Annotated in this window: 21 protein-coding genes; 7 read left to right on the forward strand and 14 right to left on the reverse strand. The window is 74.5% G+C overall.

Annotated elements, in window-relative coordinates:
* Nucleotides 1–156 precede the first annotated feature (156 nt).
* Both ACFPL3_RS26695 and ACFPL3_RS26700 read right to left on the reverse strand, forming a co-directional pair.
* Entirely contained in the window at nt 157–2,106 is a 1,950-nt protein-coding gene (locus ACFPL3_RS26695) for a VWA domain-containing protein (RefSeq protein WP_343942643.1), read from the reverse strand.
* A 12-nt stretch (nt 2,107–2,118) separates the two neighbouring features.
* A complete protein-coding gene (locus ACFPL3_RS26700; protein ID WP_379589698.1) occupies nt 2,119–3,504 on the reverse strand; it encodes an ATP-binding protein in 1,386 nt (461 codons plus the stop codon).
* 117 nt (nt 3,505–3,621) lie between these two features.
* Here ACFPL3_RS26700 and ACFPL3_RS26705 point away from each other — a divergent pair, with 117 nt between their 5' ends.
* Both ACFPL3_RS26705 and ACFPL3_RS26710 read left to right on the forward strand, forming a co-directional pair.
* Nucleotides 3,622–4,605: a zinc-binding dehydrogenase gene (locus ACFPL3_RS26705; RefSeq protein ID WP_343942645.1), complete on the forward strand. Its 984-nt coding sequence runs from the start codon at nt 3,622–3,624 to the stop codon at nt 4,603–4,605.
* Nucleotides 4,606–4,645: 40 nt separating this feature from the next.
* Nucleotides 4,646–5,974, forward strand: coding sequence for an MFS transporter (locus ACFPL3_RS26710; protein ID WP_379589699.1), 1,329 nt, complete (start codon nt 4,646–4,648; stop codon nt 5,972–5,974).
* A gap of 3 nt (nt 5,975–5,977) precedes the next feature.
* Here the strand turns inward: ACFPL3_RS26710 and ACFPL3_RS26715 are convergent, their stop codons facing one another.
* The gene (locus ACFPL3_RS26715; protein ID WP_379589700.1) at nt 5,978–6,796 is read right to left on the reverse strand and encodes an FAD:protein FMN transferase; all 819 of its coding nucleotides are present in this window, start codon (nt 6,794–6,796) and stop codon (nt 5,978–5,980) included.
* Nucleotides 6,797–6,952: 156 nt separating this feature from the next.
* Here ACFPL3_RS26715 and ACFPL3_RS26720 point away from each other — a divergent pair, with 156 nt between their 5' ends.
* Nucleotides 6,953–7,996, forward strand: a complete 1,044-nt coding sequence (locus ACFPL3_RS26720; RefSeq protein ID WP_343941094.1) for a fatty acid desaturase family protein — start codon at nt 6,953–6,955, stop codon at nt 7,994–7,996.
* Here the strand turns inward: ACFPL3_RS26720 and ACFPL3_RS26725 are convergent, their stop codons facing one another.
* The 3 genes from ACFPL3_RS26725 to ACFPL3_RS26735 form a co-directional block, all read right to left on the reverse strand.
* The gene (locus ACFPL3_RS26725; RefSeq protein ID WP_343941095.1) at nt 7,997–8,899 is read right to left on the reverse strand and encodes a M56 family metallopeptidase; all 903 of its coding nucleotides are present in this window, start codon (nt 8,897–8,899) and stop codon (nt 7,997–7,999) included.
* Between the two features lie 12 nt (nt 8,900–8,911).
* Entirely contained in the window at nt 8,912–9,262 is a 351-nt protein-coding gene (locus ACFPL3_RS26730) for a BlaI/MecI/CopY family transcriptional regulator (RefSeq protein ID WP_379589701.1), read from the reverse strand.
* 907 nt (nt 9,263–10,169) lie between these two features.
* Nucleotides 10,170–10,964, reverse strand: coding sequence for a L,D-transpeptidase (locus ACFPL3_RS26735; RefSeq protein ID WP_343941097.1), 795 nt, complete (start codon nt 10,962–10,964; stop codon nt 10,170–10,172).
* Between the two features lie 164 nt (nt 10,965–11,128).
* On the opposite strand from ACFPL3_RS26735, the gene ACFPL3_RS26740 reads away from it, so the two are divergent.
* Complete coding sequence (locus tag ACFPL3_RS26740; RefSeq protein WP_343941098.1) at nt 11,129–12,619, forward strand: MFS transporter; 1,491 nt, start codon at nt 11,129–11,131, stop codon at nt 12,617–12,619.
* Here ACFPL3_RS26740 and ACFPL3_RS26745 read toward each other — a convergent pair.
* Nucleotides 12,616–13,461 (reverse strand): LLM class F420-dependent oxidoreductase, encoded by an 846-nt coding sequence (locus ACFPL3_RS26745; protein ID WP_343941099.1) that lies wholly within the window; start codon nt 13,459–13,461, stop codon nt 12,616–12,618. The two genes, ACFPL3_RS26740 and ACFPL3_RS26745, sit on opposite strands and share 4 nt — an antisense overlap.
* Before the next feature lie 70 nt (nt 13,462–13,531).
* On the opposite strand from ACFPL3_RS26745, the gene ACFPL3_RS26750 reads away from it, so the two are divergent.
* Together ACFPL3_RS26750 and ACFPL3_RS26755 are read left to right on the forward strand one after the other, a co-directional pair.
* Nucleotides 13,532–15,049: an FAD-dependent oxidoreductase gene (locus tag ACFPL3_RS26750; RefSeq protein WP_343941100.1), complete on the forward strand. Its 1,518-nt coding sequence runs from the start codon at nt 13,532–13,534 to the stop codon at nt 15,047–15,049.
* Nucleotides 15,046–16,656 carry a bifunctional 3'-5' exonuclease/DNA polymerase gene (locus ACFPL3_RS26755; protein WP_379589702.1) on the forward strand — a complete coding sequence of 537 codons (1,611 nt, stop codon included), beginning with the start codon at nt 15,046–15,048 and terminating at the stop codon, nt 16,654–16,656. The genes ACFPL3_RS26750 and ACFPL3_RS26755 overlap by 4 nt, the downstream gene beginning before the upstream one ends.
* A gap of 900 nt (nt 16,657–17,556) precedes the next feature.
* Here ACFPL3_RS26755 and ACFPL3_RS26760 read toward each other — a convergent pair.
* The 7 genes from ACFPL3_RS26760 to ACFPL3_RS26790 form a co-directional block, all read right to left on the reverse strand.
* Nucleotides 17,557–17,967, reverse strand: coding sequence for a hypothetical protein (locus tag ACFPL3_RS26760; RefSeq protein WP_343941102.1), 411 nt, complete (start codon nt 17,965–17,967; stop codon nt 17,557–17,559).
* On the reverse strand, nt 17,967–18,620 hold the full coding sequence (locus ACFPL3_RS26765; protein WP_343941103.1) for a DUF899 family protein: 654 nt from the start codon (nt 18,618–18,620) through the stop codon (nt 17,967–17,969). The genes ACFPL3_RS26760 and ACFPL3_RS26765 overlap by 1 nt, the downstream gene beginning before the upstream one ends.
* A 2-nt stretch (nt 18,621–18,622) precedes the next feature.
* Nucleotides 18,623–19,069 (reverse strand): SRPBCC family protein, encoded by a 447-nt coding sequence (locus ACFPL3_RS26770; RefSeq protein ID WP_343941104.1) that lies wholly within the window; start codon nt 19,067–19,069, stop codon nt 18,623–18,625.
* The gene (locus ACFPL3_RS26775; protein WP_343941105.1) at nt 19,066–19,401 is read right to left on the reverse strand and encodes an ArsR/SmtB family transcription factor; all 336 of its coding nucleotides are present in this window, start codon (nt 19,399–19,401) and stop codon (nt 19,066–19,068) included. Before ACFPL3_RS26775 ends, ACFPL3_RS26770 begins: the two co-directional genes overlap by 4 nt.
* Before the next feature lie 81 nt (nt 19,402–19,482).
* The gene (locus tag ACFPL3_RS26780; protein ID WP_343941106.1) at nt 19,483–19,986 is read right to left on the reverse strand and encodes a VanZ family protein; all 504 of its coding nucleotides are present in this window, start codon (nt 19,984–19,986) and stop codon (nt 19,483–19,485) included.
* A gap of 42 nt (nt 19,987–20,028) precedes the next feature.
* Entirely contained in the window at nt 20,029–20,934 is a 906-nt protein-coding gene (locus ACFPL3_RS26785) for an SGNH/GDSL hydrolase family protein (protein ID WP_343941107.1), read from the reverse strand.
* A 99-nt stretch (nt 20,935–21,033) separates the two neighbouring features.
* Entirely contained in the window at nt 21,034–22,191 is a 1,158-nt protein-coding gene (locus tag ACFPL3_RS26790) for an NAD(P)/FAD-dependent oxidoreductase (protein WP_343941108.1), read from the reverse strand.
* A 65-nt stretch (nt 22,192–22,256) separates the two neighbouring features.
* On the opposite strand from ACFPL3_RS26790, the gene ACFPL3_RS26795 reads away from it, so the two are divergent.
* Nucleotides 22,257–22,706 (forward strand): pyridoxamine 5'-phosphate oxidase family protein, encoded by a 450-nt coding sequence (locus ACFPL3_RS26795; protein ID WP_343941109.1) that lies wholly within the window; start codon nt 22,257–22,259, stop codon nt 22,704–22,706.
* Nucleotides 22,707–22,709 lie beyond the last annotated feature (3 nt).

Below are 22,709 nucleotides of genomic sequence, written 5' to 3' on the forward strand. Positions count from 1 at the left end.
GCTCCTGAAGATCATCTAGCGACCATTTCCCCTTGATCGACGACCGGGATGGCAATCTGAGCCTCAAGGCACCCATGATCAGAGAGTTGGCGCATTCCCGGGTCGATTTCGCCCGTATCTGCGCCAAAGCCGTGATCATGCCCCCGTGACAGCGCCTCAGCGCTTCCGGGCGCGGATGTAGTCGCTCACCACCTCAGCGCCCAGTCCGTCGAGGGTGGGGGCCACGACCCGCCCGCCGCAGCGCCGCGCCACGTCGTCGACGAACATCGCGAGGCGCGGGTCGTCGCCGAGCATGAAGAACGTGATCGACGGCCGCAGGCTCGTCAGCTTGTCCAGTGCTCCGATGGTGGCCCGCAGGGTCTCCGGGCTGGGTGGCCAGTCGAACACCGCCTCGCCGTCGGGTTCGAGGTGGGCCGTCGGCTCGCCGTCGGTGACGACGAGCACCACCGGCTGGGCGTCCGGGTTGCGCCGGAGGTGGTCGCCCGCCAGCAACAGCGCGTGGTGCAGGTTTGTGCCCTGCTCCCACACGCCCTCCAGGCCGACCAGCTCCCCCAGCTCCACCGACCGCGCGTGCCGGCCGAACGTCACCAGCTTGAGGTCGTCGCCGCGGAAGCGGGTGGTGATCAGCTGGTGCAGCGCGAGCGCGGTGCGCTTCATCGGTACCCAGCGCCCGTCCTGCACCATCGACCACGAGGTGTCGACGAGCAGCGCGACCGCGGCACGGGAGCGCTGCTCGGTCTCCACGATCTCCACGTCGGTGACGTCGAGGCGGCGGTCGTCGCCGCCTGCCCGGCGCAGCTGGGCGTTGAGCAGCGTGCGCGGCACGCTCCACGCCTCGGTGTCGCCGAACGCCCACGGCCGGGTGGCTCCGGTGGCCTCACCCGCGGGGCCGGAGCGGCGGTCCTCGCGCTCGCCGCGCCGCGCGCCGATCTTGTCGACGACGTCGCGCAGCGCCGACTCGCCGAGGCGGCGCAGCGCCTTGGGCGACAGCTGCAGCGACCCGTCCGGGGCCCGTTCGAACAGGCCCTGGCGCTCCAGCTCGCGCTGGAGCTCGGCCAGCGCGCGGGCGTCGACGCGGGCCTGCTCGCCCAGGTGCTCGCCGAGCGCGTCGACGTCGATGTCCTCCATGCGGGCGCCCGGGTAGCTCTGCGACAGCTGCTCGGCGAGGGCATCGAGCTGCCCCAGCTGCTCCATGGCGCGGGTGGCCTCACCCATGCCGAGCGGGTTGTCGCCGCGGAAGCGCCCCTGACCCTCCCAGTCCTCGCCGGGCCGCATACCCTGCAGGTGGGAGTCGAGCTGGGCGAGCGCCTGCGCGAGCCGCGGGTCGCCGAAGGCCTGCTGCGACAGTTCCATCAGCTGCTGGCGCTGCTCGGCCGACATCGAGTTGAGCATCCGCTGCGCAGCGGCCGCCCGCTGGGCGAGCAGGTCGACCAGCTCCTCGGTGTTCTGCGGGTTCTCCGGGAAGAACTCCCCGTGCTTGCGCATGAACTCGCCGAACTGCTCCTGGGTGTCCTGCCCCTGCGCGTGCTCGGCGAGCAGGTCGTTGAGGTCGTCGAGCATCTCGCGGATCCGCTCGACGTCCTCCGGGGTGGCGTTCTCCATCGCCTGCTTCATGCCCTGGAAGCGCTGGTCGAGCATCTCCCGGCCGAGCAGGTCGCGGATCTCCTCGTAGGCCTCCCGGGCGTCGGAGGACTGCCAGTCGTACTCCGAGAGCTCCCGGACGGCCCCGCCGGTGTCGGACGGGAGCGCGTCGAGCTGCATCTCGCGGAACCGGGCGTCGTCGGTGTCCTGGCGGCCCAGGAGATCGCGCTCGGCGTCGAGTGCGCGCTGCAGCAGCTCGCGGACCTCCTGCAGCGTGCCGTCGAGCCGGTTCTCCCGTTGGAGCCTGCTGCGGCGCTGCCAGACCTCGCGGGTGAGCTCGTCGAGCCCGCGGCGCTCCCGGGTGCCGCGGCGCAGCAGCTCCTGCAGGGCCGTGCGCGGGGAGGAGCCCTCCATGACGTCGCGGCCGATCTCGTCGAGCGCCGCCCTGATGTCGACGGGCGGGGCGAGCGGGTCGGGTCCGTCGACGTAGGGACCGTAGGCGTAGCGCCGGCTACGTCGTGCCATGGCGCGCCCCTCTCACTCGTAGATCACCTTGTCGTCGTCGGACTCCGACTTCGTGAGGCGGCGGGTCAGGTAGAGCAGCTCGAGCGCGAGCTCGGCGGCGCTGGCCATCGGGCCGGGGTCCTCGGTGCCGCCCGCGTCGAGCCGCTTGGCGACCTCGGTGAGCTCCTCGACGGCCGGGAGCGCCGCCACCACCTCGACCGCGGGCACCCGCTCCCCGGTGCGCACCGGGGACTCGGCCACGGCCTCGGCCAGGGCGTTCAGGTCGATGCCGCGCAGGCGGGCGCGGGCGGTGTCGGCGGTGGCGCGCCGCAGCAGGTGCTCGAGGTGCTCCATCTCGCGCCCCTCCTCACCGGAGGCGAACTCGAGCTTGCCGCGCAGCACGGCAGGTACCGATTCCAGGTCGATCGGACGCGCGAACGGGCGCTCCTCGCCGGTGATCGCGGCGCGGCGCAGCGCGGCCGCCGCCACCGTCTCGGCGGCGGCAACGGCGAACCGGGCCGAGACGCCCGAGCCCTGGTCGACCGCGCTCGACTCGCGCAGCGACCGCGTGAACCGGGCCACCACCTCGACGAGGTGGCGCGGCACGTCGGCCGCGAGGTGGGCCTCCTGCTGCACCAGCGCGATCTCGTCGGAGAGCTCGAGCGGGTAGTGGGTGCGCACCTCGGCGCCGAACCGGTCCTTGAGCGGGGTGATGATCCGCCCGCGGTTGGTGTAGTCCTCGGGGTTGGCGCTGGCGACGAGCAGCACGTCCAGGGGGAGCCGCAGCGTGTAGCCGCGCACCTGGATGTCGCGCTCCTCCATGACGTTGAGCAGCGCCACCTGGATGCGTTCGGCCAGGTCGGGCAGCTCGTTGATGGTGACGATGCCGCGGTGGGCGCGGGGCACCAGACCGTAGTGGATGGTCTCGGGGTCGCCCAGGGAGCGGCCCTCGGCGACCTTGACGGGGTCGACGTCGCCGATGAGGTCGGCGACGGCGGTGTCGGGGGTGGCGAGCTTCTCGGTGTAGCGCTCGTCGCGGTGGCGCCACGCCACCGGCAGCTCGTCGCCCAGCTCCGCGGCGCGGCGCCGGGAGGCGGGGGTGATCGGGTCGTAGGGGTGCTCGCCGAGCTCGGAGCCCTCGATCACGGGCGTCCACTCGTCGAGCAGGCCGGCCAGGGTGCGCAGCAGGCGGGTCTTGCCCTGGCCGCGCTCGCCGAGCAGCACGACGTCGTGCCCGGCGATCAGCGCGCGCTCCAGCTGCGGGAGCACGGTGGACTCGAACCCGACGATGCCGGGCCACGGGTCGCGCCCCTCCCGGAGCGCGGTGAGCAGGTTGGAGCGGATCTCGTCCTTGACACCACGGAGCTCGTGGCCGGACGCGCGCAGCGCGCCCAGGGTGCGGGGGAATCCAGAAGGCACGTAATCAACGTTACGCCCGGCCCCCGGCCGTTCCGCCATCCCGTTTCCGTTGACCTCGAGCTGACTTCAGGTCTTAACGTCCCGGCGACGAGGTCGACACCAGCGAGGAGACACGACGTGAAGGCGATCCGGCAGTACGAGTTCGGGCCGGCCGAGACCCTGCGGTACGAGGAGGTCCCCGACCCGGTACCGGGCGAGGGGCAGGTGCTCGTCGAGGTAGCGGCGGCCGGCGTGCATCTCGTGGACACCGCGATCCGGGCCGGGGAGGCGGGCGGCCCGTTCCCGCTGCCCACGCTGCCGATGACGCCAGGCCGGGAGGTCGCGGGGCGGGTGGTGGCCACCGGGCCCGGCGCGGCCCCGGGCTGGACGGGCAAGCGCGTGGTGGCCCACCTCGGCATGGCGAGCGGCGGCTACGCCTCCCTCGTCGTGGCGGCGCAGACCTCGCTGCACGAGATCCCGGAGTCGCTCACCGCGGAGGCGGCCGTCGCGATGATCGGGACGGGGCGGACCGCGGTCGGGATCCTGGACGCCGCCGAGATCGCGGAGGACGACGTCGTGCTCGTGCCGTCGGCGGCGGGCGGGCTGGGGAGCCTGTTCGTGCAGGCCGCCCGCGGGGCGGGCGCCGTGGTCGTGGGGCTGGCCGGTGGCCCGGACAAGGTGCGGCAGGTGCAGGAGCTCGGCGCCGACGTCGCCGTCGACTACCGCGAGCCCGGGTGGGACGAGCGCGTGCGCGCCGCGCTCGACGGGCGCAAGCCCACCGTGCTGCTCGACGGCGTGGGCGGCGAGGTCGGGCGCGCCGGCTTCGAGATGCTCGACACCGGCGGGCGGATCGTCATGTTCGGCTGGACCTCCGGCGCGGTCACCCCGTTCGCGAGCGCCGACATCGCCGCCGGGTCGCTCTCGGTGGTGTGGATCACGGGCCCGCGGATGGTGAAGCGCTACGGCGGCCTGCGCGGACTGGAGACCCGCGCGCTCGCCGAGGCCGCCGCGGGGCGCCTGGTCCCGCTGGTCCACCCGCCGTTCCCGCTCGCCGACGCCGCCGCGGCGCACCGCGCACTGGAGGAACGGCGCACCGCGGGGAAGGTCGTGCTCACACCCTGATCCGGGAATTCTGCCGATCGCGAGGTCGTTCCACCACCACGTGCGATCTCCCGGGCGGTCAGCCGCCTTGCTCGGTCTCCTGTTCGGTCTCGCCGGCATGTCCACGTCGGCCGTCACGGTGACGTTGCCGGAGCTCGCAGGTGAGCTCCAGGTCGACGCCGCCACCTCGGCGTGGATGATCAGCGGCTACACGGTGGCGCTCGCCGTGGCCACCCCGGCGTACGGCCGGATCGCCGACATGGTCGGGATCCGGTGGCCCCTCGTGCTCGGCATCGGCGCGCTGGCGCTCGGAGCGCTGGCCTCGGCGCTCGCCCCGTCGTTCGCGGTGCTGATGGTGGCCCGCGTGCTGCAGGGTGCCGGCGCGGCGGCCATCCCCGTGCTCGCCACGGCGCTGGTCAGCGCGCGCTGGAGCGGCGCCGCCCGGGGCGCCGCGCTCGGGCGCATCGCGGGCGTCGCGGCCACCCTGGGCTCGCTCGGCCCGCTGGTGGGCGGCGGGCTCGAGGCGCTCGGCGGCTGGCGCCTGGCCGTCGCGCTGCCCGTGCTGGGCGCGCTCGCGATCGTGCCGCTGTGGCGGGTCTCCCCCACCGAGGGCACCGGCGAGCGCGTCGACGGCATCGGCGCCCTGCTCGTCGCGTTCGCCGCGTCGGGGATGGTGCTGCTGCTGCAGTCGCCGTCGTCCGGGGTGGTGACGGCGAGCGTAGGCGCGGTCCTGCTCGTGGTGGGCGCCCCGCTCCTGGCGCTGCGCGTGCGCCTGCGTCCCCACGGGTTCCTGCCCCGCGAGATCGTCACGAACACCACGGTGCTGCGCAGCGCGTTCGCCGCGGCCGCCGTGCCGGCCAGCTGGTTCGCCCTGCTGCTCGGGGTGCCGCTCGCTGCCGCGTCCTGGGGCTGGAGCCCGCTCGACACCGGCACCCTGCTGGTGCCGGGCGCCATCATCGGATTCCTCTCCCCCGTGGTCGCCAGCAGGCTGCTGGGGCGGATCGGACCGCGGCGCACGCTCGCGGTGGCCTGCCCCACCGCGGTGATCGCGCTCCTCGTGGCCGCCACGGGTGCGCTCCTGCAGTCCCCGGCGCTGCTCGTGGCGGCCGTGCTGCTCGTCAACTGCGCCTTCGGCATCGGGCAGCCCGCGATGCTGTCCTCCGTGGGCGCCGCAGTGCGTGCGGATCAGCGCGGGGTGGCGCTGGGCATCGCCACGCTGCTGTTCCTCACCGGCGCGAGCGTCGGGGCCGCCCTCGTCGGCGGTCTGGCCGGGGTCATCGGTGTGGCGGGGGCGCTCGGCGTGCTCGTCGTGCTCCCGCTGGCCGGCCTCACGGTGCTGCTGCTCGGCGGTCCCGACCGGGTGGCCGTCGAGGAGCCCGTGCCCGCCTGACCGTCAGGCCGCCGCGGGCCACTCGCCCGCGGCGTGCGGCACACCCTGGGCGTCGACGAGCCGGGCCGGGAGCCCGAGCGCCTCCAGCCACGCGGGCGCCGCGACACCCCGCAGCAGGGCCCCGGTGCAGGCCGCACCGGCCGCGGCGGCGTCGGCAGCGGCCACCGTGACCGAGCGCCACGCGGGCACGACCTCGCGACCGGTGCCCGCCACCACCAGCGGCTGCAGCCGCTCGGGCCGGCCCGGGCGCACACAGCTCACCGACGAGATCGCGCCGCCGTCGATCGCCACCAGCTCGGACGCCGCGTCCGGGGCGTCGCGCAGCGCCACGCGCCACCCGCCGACGGGCGCCAGCCCGGAGGTGGCGACGTGGTCGCCGAACGCCACGAGCACGCCGCAGGAGTACGACTCGGCCACGATCTCGGCGCAGCGCTGAGCGATCAGCGCGGGCGCGGCGGGGCCGGCCGCCACGGTCCAGCCGTGGCGGGCGCGGGCAGCCGCGGTGAAGGCCTGCTGCCACGGCGCGGGCGCCGGGCGGTGGGCGTCGGCGCCGGCCGGGGCCGACGCGATGCCGTAGGGGAACGGGCGGGGTGCGGGCTCGCGATCGCCGCCGAGCAGCTGCAGCAGCCGCTCCTCGCGGCGCGCGGCGGGGAGGCGCCGGTCGACGGCCTCGACGAGCCCGCCGATGAGGTCGGTGACCTCCAGCCGCGCGTGGTGCATCGCCCAGGGGTCGGTGACCACCAGCTGGAACGGGACGTCCCACACCGTCCAGGCGGTGCTGACGGCGGCGGTGCGGATACCGGTGTGCAGCGAGATCGACATCGTGCGCCTCCGGGGGGTCGTGCAGGGGGAACCCCACGTTCGCAAACGGTCGCTGTGACCACGCTGTGAGTTGATCACCCGACCGGGGGCGAACCCCACCTGCACCCGGGGGCTCACCGGCTCATCATCACGGCGCCGTTCCCGCAGGGTCGGTTCATGACCAGCAGCACGATCACCGATCCCCCGCCCGGCGCCGCCGGGACCGACTTCGCCCGCCTCTCCGCGCGGGTGGCCGCGGCGGGCCTGATGCGCCGCCGACCCGGCTACTACGTGGCCCGATTCCTGCTCGTGGGGCTGTTCGCCGCAGCCACGGCCACCGCGTTCGTCCTGGTCGGCGACTCGCCGTGGCAGCTGGCGGTGGCCGCGGCCGCCGCCGTCCTGTACGGCCAGATCGCCCTGCTCGCCCACGACGTGGCCCACCGCCAGGTCTTCCGCACCCGCCGGCCCTCGGCGGTGGCGGGCCGGATCCTCGGCAACCTCGGCATCGGCATGTCGTACGGCTGGTGGATGGACAAGCACACCAGGCACCACGCCAACCCGAACCACGAGGGCCTCGACCCGGACGTCGAAGCGGGCGCGCTCGCCTGGACCGGCGAGCAGGCGCAGGCGAGCCGCGGCGTGAACCGGTTCCTCAACCGCCACCAGGCCGTCCTGTTCTTCCCGCTGCTCACGCTCGCCGGCATCGACCTGCGGCGGGCGAGCCTGCAGGGTCTGCTCGGGGCGAAGGGGGCCAGGGTGCGCCGGCGCGGGCTGGAGCTCGCGCTGCTGGCCGTCCACGCGGTCGGCTACCTCGCCGCGCTGCTGGCGGTGCTGCCGCCCGGGCTCGCGCTGGCGTTCTTCGCCGTGCACCAGGGCCTCTTCGGCGTCTACCTCGGCTCGATCTTCGCCCCGAACCACAAGGGCATGGAGATGCCCACCGAGTCCATGGACTTCCTGCGCAAGCAGGTGCTCACCTCCCGCAACGTGGCGGGCGGGCGGTTCACCGACGGGCTGGTCCACGTGGCGATGGGCGGGCTGAACCACCAGATCGAGCACCACCTCTTCCCCAGCATGCCCACGCCGAACCTGCGCCGGTCGCGGCAGCTCGTGCGCGAGTACTGCGCCGAGATCGGGGTGCCGTACCACGAGACCGGGCTCGTGCGGTCGTGGGCGGAGTCGCTGGCCCAGCTGCGGGAGGCGAGCGCACCCCTGCGCACCTGATCAGGGCAGCAGGAGCAGCCAGGTGGGGATCGCGACGAGCCCGACCGCGGCCAGCCGCACCAGCAGCCGCACCGCCGCCGGCAACGGCGCCGGCGGGCGGGTGATCCGCAGCAGCCGCCTGTCGAGCGCATCGGTGAAGGAGCTGAGCGCGGCGGCCGGGGCGGCGCCACCGACCGTGCGCAGCGCGCCCGTGAGCTGCTTCGGCGTGACCGCCGCCGACGCCACGTCGTCGGCGCGCATCTCCACCAGAGCCGCCACCGCGACCTGCGCGCACACCATCCCGCGCACGAACGGCGCCGTGGCCCCCCAGGCGACGAACGGCAGCACCACCAGGTCGTGGCGCTCCCGCAGGTGCGCCTGCTCGTGGGCGAGCACGGCCTTCACCGCGGGCGGGTCGAGCGCGTCCAGCACGCCCGCGGAGAGCACGAGCCGCGACCGCAGCCCCGGCAGGCAGTACGCGACGGGCACGGAGTGGTCCAGCACCTGGGCGTGCGGCACGTCCGGCCACGGGGTGGCGAGCAGGTCGAGCAGGTCGCGGTGGCGCCTACGGGCGCGCAGCGTCCGCACCGTGATCGCGACGAGCACCCCGACCAGTCGCAACGCCAGCGCCAGCGCCGCGACCAGCGCCAGGACGTGCGTGACCCCGAGCTCCGGCAACCGCCCGTCCGCCAGCGTGGCCGCCGCGTTGTACGCCGCGTCCGGCAGTGACGGGCCGAGCGGCGCGAGGCCGTACACGACTCCGGAACCCAGCAGGGCGAGCCCGCCGGCCAGGCCGACCGCCTGCCAGACGAGCAGGGCACCCACCGGGTCGCGGGCCGGCCAGTGCGCGCGTGCCAGCGTGCGGCTCACCGGCTCGGCGAGCAGCACGCCGAGCGCCAGCAGCCCCAGTGCGGCGCACTCCATGCATCAAGGATGTCAGTCGAGCAGATCCCGCAGCGCAGCGCGTTCGGCCTCGGGGATCGAGCCGAGGAACCGGGCGAGCGCCGCACCGCGGTCGGGCGCGGCGTCGAGGGCGTCGCGCATCAGCTCGGCGACGTGGTCCTCGCGGCTCGCGACGGCGCGGTAGCGGTGGGCGCGGCCCTCCCGCTCCCGGGTGACCAGGCCCTTGCGCTCCAGCCGCCCGAGGACGGTGAGCACGGTGGTGGTGGCGAGGTCGCGCCCCGCCAGCGCGTCCTGTACGTCTCGGGCCGTGACGGGTGCAGAAGCCGACCAGAGGGTCTCCATCACGGCGCGTTCGAGCTCACCCAGAGTCGGCACGAAGCCCATTCTACTTGAGGTAGAAGGCAGAATCACCACCCGGGCGGCATCGAGATCGAGAACTTCGCCGACCCCGTCGAGTCGCACGTCACACCCGGTTCGGGTGGATCACGCAATCCAGGCGAACCGCACATCTGTGCGGTCCGGGCGCGGCGTCCGGCCGGAAGGGGCGTTGATCCTTCCGAGCCGCACGCCGCAGTAGGGGGGAGAGCTAGAGAGGTACGGGTCGGCCAGGTCGAGCGCACCGCGCCGCGTTGATCGTTCCGAGTTCCGCGTCGTCGTCCCCGGAAGGGCGACAACGCTCTGCTCGGAACGATCACGAGGGGCGAGGCGCACATCCGCGCTGTCGCGGCAGCAGTGGAGCGCTGCTCGTCCTGGTCCCGCGGCCGCGACAGGCGCGCGGCTCGGCTCGGTTCCACAGCTGCGGCGCGCCGGGAGGAGCCCTCCCGAGTCGTACGCTGGAGCTGTGAGGCCGACCGTGGGGTGCGGCTCGGGCTGATCATGACCAGTTGTGCGTCGCGAGCCGCACATCCGTGTCGCCCCGGCAGCGGTGGAGTACTGCTCGGATCGATCATCGACTGCCGGTAGGCCGGGCATTGATCCTTTCGAGTCGCACGCGGCGGCTGTGGGAGGAGCCGTGAGGTCCGACTCGGCCGGCCGTGGGGCGGCGAGGCGCACTTCCGCGCGGTTGCAGGGACAGCGGCGTACGGCTCGGCGCCGCATCCGCGGCGCGGCCCGGAGGAGTGCCCGAGTCGCACGCTGGAGTGTGGGAACAGCCCCGACGTGCGGCTCGGGCGGCACGGCTACGGCGAGCCGCGCGCGGTCGCGACAGCAGCGGGGTGCTGGTCGGAACGATCATGAATGGCGGGCGCACGTCCGCGCGGTTCCGGCAGCAGTGCTGTGCGGCTCGGCCGACCTAGTGGATCTGCACCTCGTCGCCGACCTGCAGGTAGTAGAAGAAGGCCTTGGCGTCCTCGTTGATCAGCTTGACGCACCCTGCCGACGGGGTGTCCTGCGCGCCCTCGTGGAAGGCGATGCCCCCGTCGGCGAAGAACACCGAGTAGGGCATCTGTGTGAGGTACTCGCGGCTGGTGTACTGCTCGGCCTTCCACTGGACGGCGAAGGTGCCGCGCGGTGTCGGGTCGGCCCGGTCGCCGTGCTGGATGCGGACCGGGCCGCGCACCACGGTGCCGCGGTCGATCAGCCACGCGGTGCGCTCGCGCAGCGCCACGCAGGCCCGCGCGGTGGCGGTGCACGGGGTGCCGGGCACCAGGGCGGGAGGACCGGGCGGCGGGGCCGGGTGCGGCATCTGCGCGGTGGGCTGCGCCTGGGCGTCCTCGCTCGCGTCGGCCGGTGGATCGGAAGGCGGATCGGCCGGCGGATCGGCGGGCTCGGAGTCCTGCTGTGGGGGCTGTGGTGCTGCGGCGCGCAGCCGGCCGGGCGAGTCGTCGTCGGCTGCACTGTCGCTGCTGTCCGCGCTGTTCCGGGAGGCGGGGGCCTCGCGGCGTTCGGTGCGCTCACGGGAGGCGGGTGGGCGCTCCGTGGGTGGCGCGGGGCTGGTGAGAACCGGAGCGGGATCCACGTCCGGGGCCGTGACCTGCGGCTCCGCCTGGGCACTGCCGAACCCGAGCAACCCGGTGGCCACGACCGCCGCCACCACCGCGCCCACCGCCGCACGGGCGGCCGGTGCCCGCCGCGCACTTCCTGCCATCTCGCCTCCCGGATTCCTGCACGATCAACGACCGGAACCCACAGAGGTGACGCGCTGTCATCCGACGTGTACGGGGAGTCGTCCAGGAGCGTTCGCGGAGCCGGGAACCACCCGCCGTGACGGCGGTCACGCCGCGGGGCTCGCACGCCGTAAGCTCCGACTCCATGGTCGCCGGGGAACTGCGGATGGGCACTGCGGCGGGGCGTTGGGTGCTCGCCACGACGGTTCTCGGGTCCGGGCTCGCGATGATCGACGGCACGGTCGTGAACGTGGCGCTCGAGCGGATCGGCACCGAGCTGGACGCGGGGTTCACCGGCCTGCAGTGGACGGTCAACGCCTACACGCTCACGCTCGCGTCGCTCATCCTGCTCGGCGGCTCGCTCGGGGACCACTTCGGCCGGAAGCGGGTGTTCCTCATCGGGGTGGCGTGGTTCGCGCTGGCGTCGCTGGCGTGCGGGCTGGCCCCGGACATCGGCACCCTCATCGCGGCGCGGGCGCTGCAGGGCGTGGGTGGTGCCCTGCTCACCCCGGGCAGCCTCGCGTTGATCTCCGCCTCGTTCCACGGCGCGGACCGCGGTGCGGCCATCGGCGCCTGGTCGGGTCTGGGCGGCATCGCGGGTGCCGTCGGCCCCTTCCTCGGCGGCTGGCTGGTGGAGTGGAGCTGGCGCGCGGTGTTCCTGATCAACCTCCCGCTCGCCGCGCTGATCATCGCCATCGCGCTGCGGCACGTGCCGGAGAGCCGGGACACCGAGTCCGCACCCGGCCTCGACGTCACGGGCACGGTGCTGGCCGTCGCCGGCCTCGGCGCCCTGACGTACGGCCTCACCGGGCTCGGCGAGGGCAGCGCCGGTTCGATCCCGCTGGTCGCGACGGTGGCGGGGGTGCTGTTGCTGGCGGGGTTCGTGCTGGTGGAGCGCCGCTCACCGCACCCGCTGGTGCCGCCCACCCTGTTCCGCGACCGCACGTTCAGCGCCGCGAACGTCGCCACCGTGCTGATCTACGGCGCGATGGGTGCGGTGTTCCTGATGCTGGTGCTGCAGCTGCAGGTCGTCTCCGGGTTCACGCCACTGCTGGCGGGCGCCGCCCTGCTGCCGGTCACGGCGGTGATGCTGGTGTTCTCGGGGCGGGCGGGCGCCCTCAGCGGGCGCATCGGGCCGCGGCTGCCGATGACCGTGGGCCCGCTCGTGGGCGCGGTCGGGCTGCTCCTGCTCCTGCGGGTGGGCGCCTCGGCGTCCTGGCTCCTCGACGTGCTGCCCGCGATGCTCGTGTTCGGCGCCGGGCTCGCCCTCACCGTCGCCCCGCTCACGGCCACAGTGCTCGACGCGGCACCGGACCGCTACGCCGGCGCCGCGTCGGGCGTGAACAACGCGGTGGCCCGGGCCGCCGGGCTCCTCGCCGTGGCGGTCGTGCCGGGCATCGCCGGCATCGCGGGCGACGACTACTCCGACCCGGTCGCCTTCGACGCCGGCTTCCGGGTGGCGATGGTGATCGGCGCCGGGCTCCTCGTGGTGGCCGCGGTGGCGTCGTTCGCGCTGATCCGCAAGCCACGCGACGAGGTGGCGGCGGGCCCGGAACCGGACCGGGTCCGGGTGGAGGAGTGCGTGCACTGCCCCCTGTCGGGCCCACCGCTGCACCCCGGAGGCACCCCGCGCTAGCGGTTGAGTCCCAGGGCCGCCGCGAGCTCGCGCAGCGCAGGCAGGGGGTCGGCCCCGTCGGCCGTGAGCACCTGCGCGCAGACGTGGTCGGCCCCCGCGTCGAGGTGGGCGTCGAGGCGGGCGGCCACCGTCTCCGCGTCGCCGTGGACCGCCAGCGCGTCGACGAGGGCGTCGCTGCCGCCGTCGTTCAGGTCGGACTCGGCCCAGCCCAGGCGCAGGAGGTTCTTGCGGTAGTTCACCAGGTGCAGGTAGGGCCGCTCGACGGCCGGGCGCCCGATCGCGCGGGCGCGCTCGGGGTCGGTGTCGAGCACCACCTTCTGCTCGAGGGCGAGCAGGACGCCGTCGCCGAGGATCTCCCGCGCCTCCCGGGTGTGCTCCGGGGTGGTGAGGTAGGGGTGGGCGCCCGCGGTGCGGTCGGCGGCCAGCCGCAGCGCCTTCGGGCCGAGTGCCGCCAGCGCGCGGCCCTCGACGGGGACGCCGGCGTCGTCCAGCCGGTCCAGGTAGTCGACCATGGTGGCGTACGGGCTGCGGTACTCCTGGGTGGCCTCCGGGTGGCCGATCCCGACGCCGAGCAGGAAGCGGTCGGGGTGCTTCGCCGCGATCCGGTGGTAGGAGGCCGCCGCCTCTTCCGCCGGCGTCGACCACATGTTCACGATGCCGGTGGCGATCACGATGTGCTGTGTGGCGTCGAGCAGCGACTCGATCGCCGCGAGGTCCCCGGGAGGCGACCCGCCCACCCAGATCGCGCCGTACCCGAGCGCTTCGGCCTCCGCCGCGAATTTCGCGTCGACCCCGTGCCGCAGGCTCCGCCAGATCCCGTACCGACCCACATCGATCGTCATGCACCGGGCAACGCGCGACCGGCGGGTGGATGTTCCGGGAACCGTCAGGGGGCACGCATAAGGTCGGCGGGTGAGCCGTGAACCGCGTGGGCGGGTACTGGTGCCGGCCGAACCCACGCTCCCCCGGGCCGTGCCGGCGGGCACCGAGGCCGTCGTCGTCGGCGGCGGGATCGCCGGGGTCTCGGCCGCCGTCGTGCTGGCCGAGCGCGGCGTGGCCGTCACCCTGCTGGAGGCGGCACCCACCCTCGGCGGCCGGCTCGGCGCGTGGCCGCACACCCTCCCGGACGGCACCGAGCAGGTGGTCGAACACGGCTTCCACGCGTTCTTCCGCCACTACCACACGTGGCGGGCGATCCTGCGCCGCATCGACCCCGAGCTGGGCTTTCTCCGGCCGGTCGGCGGCTATCCGGTGATCTCGCGCGACTGGCCCGCCGAGGACCTCACCGGCCTGCCCACCACCGCGCCGCTCAACCTGGTCGCGCTGTTCGCCCGCTCCCCCAGCCTCGGGCTGCGCGACCTGCTGGGGTCCCGCCAGTCCCGCGCCGCCGAGCTGCTCGCGTACGACCACGTCCGCACCACCGCCCTGTACGACCACGTGCCCGCGGCGCAGTTCCTCGCCTCGCTGGGCATGTCCGACCGCGCGCAGGCGATGCTGTTCGAGGCGTTCGCGCGGTCGTTCTTCGCCCACCCGGGTGCGCTGTCGGCGGCCGAGCTGATCGCGATGTTCCACTACTACTTCCTCGGCAACCCGCACGGCATCGGCTTCGACGCGCCCCACACCGACCACCGCACCGCGATCTGGCAACCCCTCGCCGCACACCTGGAGCAGCACGGCGCGCAGGTGCGCACGGCCACACCGGCCCGCGCGATCGGACCGGCCGACGGCCACAGCTGGCGCGTCGAGCTCGACGGGGAGGAGCTGCGCACCCGCCACCTGGTGCTCGCCACCGAACCGCCCGCCCTGCGGGAGCTCGTGGCCGCGTCGCCGGAGGTCGGCACGGTGGCACCGCGGCTCGCGGCCGGGGCCGCAGCGCTGCCCGTCGCTCCGCCGTTCGCCGTCACCCGGCTGTGGCTCGACCGCGACGTCGCCCCGCACCGCGCCACGTTCAGCGCCGTGAGCCGCGAGCCCACGCTCGACTCCGTCACCGTCTACTCACGCCTCGAGGAGCCCTCGCTGCGGTGGGCGGCCCACACCGGCGGCGCGGTCGTCGAGCTGCACTCCTACGCCTGCTCCGCGCCCGACGCCGCCACCGCCACCGCGCGCATGCGGGGCGAGCTCGCCGGGCTGTGGCCGGAGACGACCGGGGCCGGGGTGCTGCACGTGGAGGAGCGGATGGAGGCCACCGCCCCCACCTTCCCGCCCGGCGGGGCCGGCTCGCGGCTCACCGTCACCGGCCTCGGGCGGGGCGTGCGCGTCGCAGGCGACCACGTCGCCACCCCGTTCCTCAGCGGGCTGATGGAGCGGGCCGCCGCCACCGGCGTGCTCGCGGCCAACGACGTGCTCGCCGAGGTCGGTGCCGGGCCCGAGGAGATCCGCGGGGGCCCGCAGCGCGGCCTGCTCGCCGGGCTGCTGCCCCGCCCGCGGTGAGGATCGCGTACGACCCGGGGCCTCGCGACGGGGTCCCGCGGATCCAGCGGCTCCACGAGGACGGCACCCCTGCCGCCCCACCGGAGCCGCAGCCCGACCTCGCCGCGATCGAGGAGCGGGAGGCGCCGCGCTGGGTGGTCGCCCGGGGCCGGGCCTACCGGCGGCTGCTCGCCGCGGGCGTCCGCGTCGGCCGGGCGCACGACGTCGAGCTGGTCGAAGGTCTGCTGGTGGGCGCGGCGGGCGGGTTCGGGCAGCCCCACGGGCTCGCCGCCGCCGTGGCCCGTCTGCAGGGCCGCGCCCCGGAGCCCGACCCGCCCGTCGACGACGACGGCCCGCTCGCGCTCTTCGACACGGGCGCGGGCGACGACGAGCTCGCCGACGTGGTGGCGGTGCACGCGGCGCAGCAACGGGCGCTCGCCGCGGCGGGCCCCGGCATGCGGCTGCTCGCGGCGGCCGAGTCGGCCGGAATGCTCGTCGCGGAGGAGATGACGGCCGCCGGGCTGCCGTGGCGCGCCGACGTCCACGACCGGCTCCTCGTGGAGCTGCTCGGCCCGCGGCCGGTGCTGGGCGGGCGGCCGCCGAAGCTGCAGGCGCTGGCCGAGGCGGTCGACGCGGCGTTCGGCCGTCCGGTCAACCCCGACTCCCCCGCCGAGGTCCTGCGGGCCTTCGCCCGCGCCGGGCACGAGCTCACGACCACCCGCTCGTGGGAGCTCAAGCGGGTCGACCACCCCGCCGTCGCCCCGCTGCTCGCGTACAAGGAGCTCGCGCGGCTGCACACCGCGCACGGCTGGTCCTGGCTGCGCACGTGGGTGCACGACGGGCGGTTCCGCCCGGAGTACGTCGTGGGCGGGGTCGTGTCCGGGCGCTGGGCCAGCCGCGGCGGCGGCGCGCTGCAGATCCCGAAGGCAGTGCGAGCCGCGGTGCGCGCCGACCCCGGCTGGCGGCTGGTGATCGCCGACGCCGCGCAGCTCGAGCCCCGCGTGCTCGCCGCGCTGTCGCGCGACCACGCTCTCGCCCCCGGCGAGGACGACCTGTACACCGCGCTCGCCGCCCGCGAGTTCGGCGGCGACCGCGCCAAGGCGAAGCTCGCCCTCCTCTCCGCGATGTACGGGCAGACCTCCGGCGGCGCCGCCGTCCTGCTCGCCACGCTGCGCCGCCGCTTCCCGGCGGCCATGGCCTACGTCGAGGATGCGGCCCGCGCGGGCGAGGAGGGGCGGCTCGTGCGTTCGCACCTGGGCCGCACCTGCCCACCGGCGCGCCCCGGCCACGAGCAGCCCGCCGCCGCGCGGGCCCGCGGGCGCTTCACCCGCAACTTCGTGGTGCAGGCCACCGCGGCCGAGTGGGCGTTGGTGCTGCTCGCCGAGCTGCGCGGCCGGCTGCGCGCGACGGGGAGCCCCGCCGAGCTGGTGTTCTTCCAGCACGACGAGGTGCTGCTGCACGCCCCCGCGGAGGTGGCGCAGGCGACGGCCGCCGCTGTCCGGGAGGCAGCCGACACGGCCGGCAGGCGACTGTTCGGCGACACCCCGGTGCGCTTCCCGATGCAAGCCCGGATCGTGGAGGGCTACGACGAGCGCGAGCCGGCGGCGCCCACCCCGGCGGTGGGCTGAGGACGGCCGCGAGCCGCACACCAGGGCTGCCGCGACGGCCGGCACGTACTTCTCGGGCGGATCACGACGGGCCGAGCCGCACATAGCGGTAGCCGTGACGACCGTCAGGTACTTCTCGACCAGTCGCGACCGGCCGACCGCACCGAGCCGCACACCAGGGTCGCCGCGTCACGGGCCAGGTGCTGCTCGGGCCGATCACAGTCGGCTGATCACGCCGAGCCGCACACCAAGGTCGCCGCGACGGCGTCCACGTGCTTCTCGGGGCAGAGCACACGCAGCGAGTCGCACACAGACGTCCGTCGGACTGCCGCCGTGTACTTCCCGGGCGATCGCAGCCGGCTAATCGCACCGAGCAGCGCACCAGCGCCGACGGGAGGACCGCCAGGCGCCTCTGGGCTGATTGCACGGTTGATCGGGCCGAGAAGTACTTCGGGGTTGCCGTGGCAGCGCCCAGGTGCTTCTCGGAGGGGAGCAGGCGCGGCGAGTCGTACACCCGCGTCGGCGAGGGACCCGCCAGGTGCTTCTCGGACGTAGGGGCTCGTTGATCGCGTCGAGAAGGACGCCAGCGCCGACCGGAGGGCGGTCAGGTTCTTCTCGAACTGATCATGGACCGTTGATCGGGTCGGGCAGTACATCGGAGTTGCCGCGACTGCGTCCTGGTGCTTCTCGGAGGGGATCATGCGCGGCGAGTCGCACACCGGCGCCGCGGGGGCAACCGTGAGGTGCTTCTCGGGCAATGACGGCTCCTTGATCGCACCGATCGCACCGAGGAGCACACCAGCGCCGACCGGAAGACCGTCAGGTCCTTCTCGGGCCGATCATGGACCGTTGATCGCGGCGAGCCGCACACCGGCGTTGCCGGGACAGCCCTCAGGTACTTCTCGTGCCGACGCCACTTGGTCAGTCGACGCGGCGGAACTCCATGTCCATCCAGTGCTCCCACGAGCCGTCGCGGAGGCGCTCCCAGCGGGCGGACATCGTGGTGCCGTCCGGGGCCACGGCGAGCGTGGCGCGTTCCGCGGGACCGGCGAAGGTCCACTCCCCCGCCTCGTCGACGCTCGCCCTCATCACGGACGTACCGCCCCAGCCGTCGAAGGACCGGGCGAGGAACGCGTCGCCGTCGCGCTCGCCGATCACCTCCAGCACGTCCACCTGCTCGCCGCCGACGCGCACGTCCACGTGGTGCACGACGAACCGGCGGCCGGGCAGCCACTCGTAGACGTCGGTGCCCTCGACTTCGACCGCGTCGACGGTGCGTCCGGTCGACGCCCACGCGCCGATCAGCGGGTCCCAGGCCGCGAGGTCGCCCATCAGTACTCGTCGTGCAGGCGCCACCAGTCGTACGGCGGGGTCTGCGGTCGGCCGGCGGGGGTGTCCTCCCAGGTCTCCTGGCGTCCGAGCGGGGTGCGGTCGAGGATCGACCAGACGGTGCCGACGGCCTCGACGCCCCTGCCGTTCGTGAAGTAGGTGCGGAAGACGCGGTCGCCGTGGCGCAGGAAGACGCTGAGCCCGAAGCCGTCGGCGCAGTCGGTGGTGAAGTCGGTGCCCGCGCACGAGTAGAACGGCATCTGCCACCCCATGCGCTCGCGCAGGGCCGCGAGGTCGGCGTAGGACGACAGCGAGACGTTCACCATCGTGGTGTCGCGGGCGTGGAGGTGGGCGAGCTCGGAGATCTGGTCGGTGAACATGCAGCAGCCCTCGCACCAGGGCGGGCCCGGCATGAACTGGTAGACCACCAGCTGAGACCGCCCCTCGAACAGGTCGAGCAGCGTGGCGGGGCCGTCGGCGCCCGTGAACTCGTAGGCGCCGAACTCGACCATCGGCATCCGGCGCCTGCGGGCCGCGAGCGCGTCGCCCGCGCGCATGTGCTCCTTCTCCGCGGCCCGCAGCTCGGCGGCCGCGGCCGCCCATTCCTGTGGCGTGACCACCGGCGAAAGGGCATCCGTGCTGGTCAGGGTGCTCATGATCAGGTGTCCTCCGTGACGTGCTCGGCGAGGCGTTCGAACGCGCTCGTCCACCCGGAGTGGACGCCCCGGCGGGTGTCCTCGCGGGTGAATCCGGCTTGGTGGAAGGTCATGGCGGTGCGGCCGTCGCCGAGGTCGGCGAGGTCGACGGTGATCACGGACTCCGCGTCGCCGCCGGGCTCGCGCCAGGTGAACACGAGCCGCTCCGGGGCCCGGACCTCGAGGTAGAAGCCCCCGGTGGGGAACTCCTGCCCGGTGGCGTCGACGACCATCGTGGCCCGCCAGGTGCCGCCCGGGCGGACGTCGGCGCTGATCGAGTCCAGCGGGGTGCTGCAGCCGCGCGGGCCGTACCAGCGGGTGAGGTGCTGCGGGTCGGTCCACGCCCGGAACACGAGCTCGCGCGGTGCGGCGAACTCGCGGGTGATCGTGAAGTCCCGGGTGGTGGTCACGCCGGATCTCCTCCCTGCAGCTCCTGCAGGTGCTCGTCCAGGCGGTCGAAGCTGCCTTCCCAGAACCGCCGGTAGGTCTGCACCCATTCGGCGACGTCCGCGAGCGGCGCGGCCTCGAGCCGGCACGGGCGCTGCTGTGCGTTGCGGCCGCGGCTGATCAGCCCGGCCCGTTCGAGCACCTTCAGGTGCTTGGAGACCGCGGGCATGCTCATCGCGAACGGCGCGGCGAGCTCGGTGACGGTGGCCTCGCCGCCGGTGAGCCGCGCGAGGATCGCGCGCCGCGTGGGGTCGGCCAGCGCCGCGAACACCAGGTCCAGCTGATCGTCGACCACGTATCGAACCTCTCGGTTAATTAACTTCGAGGTTTAGTATAGGCTCGGTGTCAACCCGGGCGAGGTCGGAAGGTCGGCGAATTACGCGAGCACTCTCGCCCGGGCTTCGCGGATGATCAGCGCGACACCGGCCCCGAGGACTGCGCCGGTGCCGTTCAGGAGCACGTCGTCGATGTCGGCGATCCGCCCGACGAACAACTGCACGATTTCGATCGTCGCCGACAACCCGACACCCACGACCGCCGCACCCACCAGGCGACGACGGGGCGCCACCAGCGCCACGAGCCATCCCAGCGGGACGAACATCGCGATGTTGCCCAGCACGTTGAACAGGCCCAGCGCGTGATCACCGGTGAGCTGCTCGCCGATCGTCCGCCCCGGGTACAGGTTCGTGACCCCGGTCCCCGCGGTCGCGCGCAGCATCGTCACCACGAGGATGCCGCCGACGCACAGGACGAGGAGCCAGCGCACGCAGGTCCGGCCCCGAGGGGAATCGATCATCGCGAGTGCGACGAGCACGACGAGGACGACGCACGCCACGGCGGCCACCGGGATCGGGCTGAACCAGATGTTGCCACCGCGCACGGCGCGATCTTCGCATAAGGCCGCTGTACCGGCGCCGCGATACTAGGCAGCGGCGCGGGAGGACGTTCCCCCGACGGCGTCGGCCACGACCTGGCCGATCTCGCGCATGCCCAACTCGTTCGGGTGCACGGGCGCGGCGGGTGCCGTCGGCACGAGGCCCTCCACCCACTTGCGGCCCGGCAGCTGGCAGGCGTCGTGCCCGATCGACGGGGTGTAGGTGTCCACGTACTCGATGCCCGCCTCGGCCGCCTGCGCCTCCAGCATGGCGTTGAGGTCCTTCTCGACGCCGCGCAGGTAGGCGACGTCGCCAGGGCTGAACGGCACCACCGGGAAGCAGCCGGGGCCCTCGTCGGGCAGGATCGCCGGGTAGCCGACGAGCAGCACGCGGGCGTCAGGGGAACGCCGGTCGATGGCGTCGAGCGCGGCGGCCACCTCCGGGGCGGCTCCGTCGATCCGCTGGGTGAGCTGGTCGGTGCCGCCCGCGGTGTAGTGGTCCTTGCAGGCGCTGCCGGTGGGCTTCAGCGGCGAGCGGGTGGCGCACTCCTGCACGATGTCGGCGAAGCCGATGTCGTTGCCGCCGATCGTGATCGTCACGAGCTGGGTGTCGGGCGTCAGCGCGTCCACCTGCGGCGGGTTCTCGCCGAGGGGCACGCTCTGCGGCCCGGTGATGTCCTCCGTGGTGGCGCCGCTGCAGCTGACGTCGCGGAAGTCGCCGACGCCGAGCTCCTGCGCCACGACCGACGGGTAGTTGTGGTCGGAGCGCAGGCACCCGGCCGGCTCGCCCGTGGGGATCGGCACGAGCGGGCCGGCCGCGTAGGAGTCGCCGAGCGCGACGTAGCGCTGAACCGGTGCCTGGTCGGGATCCGCTGCGGCGGGTCCGGCAGTCGCGAACGGGACGGCGACGGCGATCAGGCACGGGGCGACCCATCGGGCCGGGGAGCGGCGCACACCGTCTCAACGACGCGGTGATCGTCTCGATGCGGTGATCGTCTGGATCTTGCCCGCCACCCACCCCTCCGGGTGGACGAGCGGCACTCCCGTACCGCTCTATCGGACGAAGGTGCCGTTGGTGCGGGGCAGGGTGGCGTAGCTCAGCGCCACGCGGGCGAGCGCGTGGGCCGGGGCGGTGCCGCGGCCCAGCCCGAGGTCGACGGCCGCGTCGAACACCGCCTGGCTGCGGGAGGCGGCGACCACGGCCGCGTCGAGGAAGTGGGGCCTGCGCAGCAGCCGGGCCAGCAGGGCGCCGTGAGCGTGGTGGCGCCCGAACGTGCGGTGCATCGCGACCCGGTGCGCCGCGCCCGCCCCCGCGCCGCGCAGCGCCGCGCGCCCGGCGAGCGCTCCGGAGGCGAGCGCGTCGAAGATCCCCTCTCCGGTGAGCGGGTTGACCAGGGCCGCCGCGTCGCCCACGAGCAGCACCCTGCCGTCGGGGTGGTGGCGCGGGCCGGTGGACAGCGGCAGGTGGTGCCCGCGCACGGAGTCCGGGTCGGGTTCGTGGGCGGGCAGCAGCGCCTTCAGACGGGCCACCAGCTCGGCGCGGGAGCCGCTGCCGCGGCGGTCGAACACCCCGTACCCGACGTTGGCCCCGCCTCCCGGGAGCGGGAACGACCAGGCGTACGCCGGGTAGGGCCCCTCGGCGAACTCGATCACCAGCGAGTCGGGGTCCACCGCGGACCGGGCGTACCCGCGCACGGCCACCGCCGTGGCCGACGGGGCCGAGGCGGGTGCGCCGAGCTGCCTGCGCACCGCGGAGTTGGCGCCGTCGGCCCCCACCACGACCCGCGCCGCCACGGTGCCGTCGAGCACGACCCGGTCGGGGTGCACGTCCAGGTGCCGGACGCGGTGGTGCAGCAGCCGCGCTCCCCGCGCGACGGCGGCGGCCACGAGCTCGGCGTCGAACACGGTGCGCGGCACCACGCGGTTGGGGCGCGCGCAGGTGCGCTCGACGACCCGCCCGCCCGGGCTGCGCAGCCGCATCCGCGGCACCGGTGGGCCGAGCCGCGACACCCCGGGCACACCCAGGGCCTCGACGAGGTCGAGTGCGTGGGCGGCGATCCCGTCGCCGCAGGTCTTGTCGCGCGGGAACTCCGCGGCGTCGACCAGGAGCACGCGGGCGTCGGGCCGCAGCTGCAACGCGCGCAGTGCCGCCGCGCTGCCGGCCGGGCCTGCGCCCACCACCGCCAGGTCGACCACATCGTCCACGCTCACGGTTTCTACTCGCCCGCGCCCCGGCACGGCCGCGCCGGGTCCGGCCGGTCGGCTAGCGTGCGCCCATGCGCGAACAGCGGCGGGCCAGGCGGATCGCGATGACGCCCGCGGAGGTCGACGAGTTCCTCGCCGAGCAGCGCACGTGCCGCGTCGCCACCACCGGTCCGGACGGCCCGCACGCCACCCCGCTCTGGTACGCATGGCACGGCGGCGCGCTCTGGCTGACGTCGGTGGTGCGCAGCCAGCGGTGGGCCGACCTGCAGCGCGATCCCCGGATCGCCGTCGTGGTCGACGCGGGCACCGACTACGGGGAGCTGCGCGGCGTGGAGCTGCGCGGCTCGGTCGAGGTGGTCGGGGAGGTGCCGCGCACCGGGGAGCTGGTGCCCGAGCTGGAGGGTCCGGAGCAGCTGTTCGCGGACCGCTACACCGGTGGCACGTTCGGCCACGACGGCAGGCACGCCTGGCTGCGGCTCGTGCCGGACAAGATCACGAGCTGGGACTTCCGCAAGATCTGAGCC

The organism is Pseudonocardia zijingensis (genome assembly GCF_042657305.1).
Classification (GTDB): domain Bacteria; phylum Actinomycetota; class Actinomycetes; order Mycobacteriales; family Pseudonocardiaceae; genus Pseudonocardia; species Pseudonocardia zijingensis.